At 62.1% G+C, this 4,564-nt stretch carries 4 protein-coding genes; 1 reads left to right on the forward strand and 3 read right to left on the reverse strand.

All coding sequences use genetic code 11. The features are described 5' to 3' along the window. The coding region (locus tag WBB95_RS14860) for an aconitase family protein (RefSeq protein WP_424488273.1) at positions 1-1,233 on the forward strand (1,233 nt) is incomplete at its 5' end. 51 nt (positions 1,234-1,284) lie between these two features. On the opposite strand, the gene WBB95_RS14865 is transcribed toward WBB95_RS14860, so the two are convergent. The 3 genes from WBB95_RS14865 to WBB95_RS14875 form a co-directional block, all read right to left on the reverse strand. Further along, complete coding sequence (locus tag WBB95_RS14865) at positions 1,285-2,937, reverse strand: SulP family inorganic anion transporter (protein WP_424488274.1); 1,653 nt, start codon at positions 2,935-2,937, stop codon at positions 1,285-1,287. Continuing rightward, positions 2,927-3,544 (reverse strand): ParB-like protein, encoded by a 618-nt coding sequence (locus WBB95_RS14870; RefSeq protein ID WP_424488275.1) that lies wholly within the window; start codon positions 3,542-3,544, stop codon positions 2,927-2,929. Before WBB95_RS14870 ends, WBB95_RS14865 begins: the two co-directional genes overlap by 11 nt. A 143-nt stretch (positions 3,545-3,687) precedes the next feature. Next, the coding region (locus WBB95_RS14875; RefSeq protein ID WP_424488276.1) for an amino acid permease at positions 3,688-4,564 on the reverse strand (877 nt) is incomplete at its 5' end.

Genomic DNA, 4,564 nt, shown 5'->3' on the forward strand with positions numbered 1-4,564 from the left:
CACCACACCCTGCCTGACTTCATCATGACCCGTGGCGGTGTATCGCTGCGTCCTGGCGACGGCATCATCCACAGCTGGCTGAACCGCATGCTGCTGCCGGACACGGTCGGCACCGGTGGTGACTCCCACACCCGTTTCCCAATGGGCATCTCGTTCCCGGCCGGTTCCGGTCTGGTCGCGTTCGCCGCAGCCACTGGCGTCATGCCACTGGACATGCCGGAATCGATCCTGGTTCGCTTCAAAGGCAAAATGAAACCTGGCATCACCCTGCGTGACCTGGTTCATGCCATTCCTTACTACGCGATCCAGTCGGGTCTGCTGACAGTAGAGAAGAAAGGCAAGAAAAACGCCTTCTCCGGCCGCATCCTGGAAATCGAAGGCCTGAACGACCTGACGCTGGAACAAGCGTTCGAGCTGTCCGACGCCTCGGCTGAACGTTCGGCTGCCGGTTGCACCATCAAGCTGTCGAAAGCGTCGATCACCGAATACCTGAACTCCAACATCACCCTGCTGCGCTGGATGATCGGTGAAGGTTACGGCGACCCACGTACCCTGGAACGTCGCGCCCAAGCGATGGAAGCCTGGGTTGCCAACCCTGAGCTGATGGAAGCCGATGCCGACGCGGAATACGCCGAAATCATCGAGATCGACCTGGCCGACATCAACGAGCCGATCCTCTGCGCACCAAACGACCCGGACGATGCCCGCCTGTTGTCCAGCGTTGCCGGCGAGAAGATCGACGAAGTGTTCATCGGTTCGTGCATGACCAACATCGGTCACTTCCGCGCTGCCGGCAAGTTGCTGGAGCAGGTCAAGGGTCAGCTGCCAACTCGTCTGTGGCTGTCGCCGCCGACCAAGATGGACGCTCACCAACTGACCGAAGAAGGCTACTACGGGATCTACGGCAAAGCTGGCGCGCGCATGGAAATGCCGGGCTGCTCGCTGTGCATGGGTAACCAGGCACGGGTAGAGCCGAACTCGACTGTTGTGTCGACGTCGACGCGTAACTTCCCGAACCGTCTGGGTGACGGCGCGAACGTCTACCTGGCTTCGGCCGAGTTGGCAGCCGTGGCTTCCACGCTGGGTCGCCTGCCGACCGTCGAAGAGTACATGGGTTACGCAGCGAAACTGGACACCATGGCCAGTGACGTTTACCGCTACCTGAACTTCGACCAGATCGCCGAGTTCCGCAAAATCGCAGCAAGCGCCAACATCCCGGTGATTCAAGCCTAAGATGTGTTGATGTAAAGAAGCGCCGCGTATCGCAAGATGCGCGGCGTTTTTTTATGCCTGCGAATTGGCTTGCAACGCCAGTTGCACCGCACCATCGACACTCAAACCACTGAGCAGCACTTGCGGCGCCAACGCTTCGGGCAATGCCTTCAGCACCTCAAGCGCGTCATGCCGCACCCGCGCGAGCACCACACGCTTGCCCTCCCCGCGCACCTGGGCGAAAAATGCTGCCAGGGCTTCGATGCTGGTGCCATCAAGGTCGGGTGACTCTTCCAGGCTCAACACCACCGCCTCCGCCTGCGACTGGCGCATCAAGCGCAACGCCGCGCCAAGGATGCGTTCGGCATTGGCAAAAAACAGCGCCTCGCTCGGCCGTACAATCAGCAGCCCCGGCACCTGCACCGCATCGGCATGGTGCTGACGGTCAACAAAGTCATGACTGTCGCCCAGGCGCCCAAGCACCTGGATGTCTGCCGACGACATCTGGCGCAACATCAACACCACGCTGATCGCAACAGACACCAACAAACCATCCAGCACGCCCAGCACCAAAACCGCCGCCACCGCGCAGATCACCAGCAGCCGGTCACGCCGCCACAGGAAGTAGCGCCCCAACGGTTGCAGGCTCAAGCCGCGACCCAGGGCGTAGATGACGATGGCCGCGAGCACCGGCTCCGGCGTCAGCGCGACATACGGCAGCACCGTCAGGACAATCAGCAACACCACCAGCGCGGCGACTATTCCCGCCAGGCGCGAGCCCGCGCCGGCCGCCTCATTGGCTGACGTCGCCGAATAGCCTGCACCGACCGGCATCCCGTGAAACAACCCGGACACCAGGTTGGCCGCGCCCAAGGCGAGCAAGTCACGGTTGGATGACACGCGGTCACCGTGTTTGAGGGCGAACGAACTGATGGAACCGTAGGACTCGGCATACAAGATCATGACCAAGGCAAACGCCAGCTCGCCCAGGCGCAGCCAATCGGCGAACGGCAGGACCGGAAGATGCCCCAGCTCCAGGCGCAAGTCGATTACGCCAATCAACGCCACGCCATGCGCCTGCAAATCCAGGTACTGCCCGCAAACGATGCCTAGAACCACCACCAGCAGCCCGCCCGGCAGGCGCGGAATGCGCGCGCACAGCCACAGCACTATCAAGGCAGCCGCCGCAACCAGCGCAGCCGGCCAGTTCCAGCGCGGCAGTTGTTCGAGCAACTGCGGCAGAAAGCGGATCAGGTTGTTATCCGTAAGGTGCACGCCCACCACGCCGGCCAACTGCTTGAGGATGATGGTCAGCGCCAGGCCGAAAGCAAAACCGCGCAACACCGGCTTGGCGATAAACGAAGTCACGCCGCCCAACTTGAACAACCCGGCCAACAGGAATAGCACCCCGGTGATCAGCACCAGCCCGAACGCCAGCGAAAGCCGCAACGCCGGGTCACTGCCCGCCAGGCTCGCAGTAGCGGCTGCCAGGACCGCCGCCGACGATGACGTAGCCGACACAATCGCAAAACGGCTGGTACCCAACACGCCGTAGCACAGCAGCCCGGCGAACAAGGCAATCACCCCGGCCTGGGGCGGCAGTGCGGCAATACTGGAGTAAGCCACTGCTTCGGGCAGCAGCAACCCGGCAATGGCCAACCCGGCGAGAATGTCCTGGGTGCGATTGGGCGGTGCAACAACCGGTGCAGCGGTTTCAGTTTTCAATCGGCCCAACCCATCCTGGCAAGTAACGCGCTTCCTGGCTGCGCGCCAGGAGCATGGCCTTGCCTAACAGCTTGGCATTCGGCTGGCTGACCACGTCACTGCCGATGCGGCTGCGAAAGAAGTCCGCCCACAGAAACTCACTGAACGGCGTCGCGTCCTTGGCGTAACCACCGGCCGTACGCAGCATCCCCGCCAAGCTGCGGTAAGGGTCGTCCTGCAGGTCGGTGATCTTGCGAGGAATGGCTTCGTAAGTGCGCCGCAGGCCCCGCGCGTCGTAGGGGTGCACCCATTGATTGAATGCCATGACATTCCAGAACGTGCTGCGCTCGACAAATGACAAGTCCTTGAGCATCAGCAATGACACACTCTTGACCTCCTCCAGCAGCAATGCCAAGCCGAAATGGTGGTGGTCGGTGATGTAGTAGCGCTCATCCGGCCCCAATACGCAGGGAAACCAGTGTTTGTCGAGCGCAGCGGCGCGCTCTTTTCGCTTGAGCTTGGTCCAGGCTTCACGCTTGGTGGCAACTTCGGCCATGCCTACCGTCAATTGCGTGGGGTGCAGTTTTTCCAGCTTGCAGGTGATCAGTTGCGGGCGTGGCCGAGCCATGGGTATCTCCAACAGGGAACCAATATGCCGACAGCTTAGCCGCCATTGCTTGCCTGGGGTTGAGACAGCTCAGGTTTTCGGCGCACATAAAAAAAGCCGATTCGCGGTGTGCGCGAATCGGCCTGGGTGCATGCAACCTGCGGTCAGGACAGCAGCGAGTAGATCAACGCGGTAATCGCGACAAGGCCCACCGCCGTGACGAACACGTTGGACGCCTGCCCACGGTACTTGGCCATCGCCGGCACCTTGCGGATCGCGTACATCGGCATCAGGAACAGGATCGACGCAATGATCGGGCCGCCGAGGGTTTCGATCATGCCGAGGATGCTCGGGTTAAGCGTGGCAACGATCCAGCACACCACCAGCATGAACGCGGCGGTCATGCGGTCCAGGGACTTGGCCGCCGGGCGCCGACCGGTTTTCAGTACCAGGCCTTTCAGGCCTTCGCTGGCGCCGATGTAGTGGCCCAGGAACGACTTGGCGATGGCCACGAACGCAATCAACGGCGCGGCGAACGCGATGGTCGGGTTGTCAAAATGGTTGGCCAGGTACGACAGGATCGACAGGTTCTGCGCTTTCGCCTCGCCAAGCTGCGCCGGCGACAGCGTCAGCACGCAGCTGAACACGAAGAACAGCACCATCACCACCATCAACAGGTGCGCGCGGGACAGGATCTGCGAGCTGCGCTCGTCGGCGTTCGCGCCGTACTGGCGCTTCTGGTCAACGGCAAAGGCGGAGATGATCGGCGAATGGTTGAACGAGAACACCATCACCGGAATCGCCAGCCACAGCGTGTGCAGCAGCGCCGACGGGGCCGGCACGGTGCTGGCGGTACTGAGGATGCCGCCGTTCCAGTGCGGCACCAGGTACACGGCGAGTAACAGCAAGGCGACGATAAACGGATACACCATCAGGCTCATGGCCTTGACGATCACCTGCTCGCCACACCGCACCACGGCCAGCAGGCCGAGGATCAGCACCAGCGACAGGATCGCCCGCGGTGGCGGCGCGATGTGCAGT

This window comes from Pseudomonas sp. (genome assembly GCF_049645325.1).
Taxonomy (GTDB): domain Bacteria; phylum Pseudomonadota; class Gammaproteobacteria; order Pseudomonadales; family Pseudomonadaceae; genus Aquipseudomonas.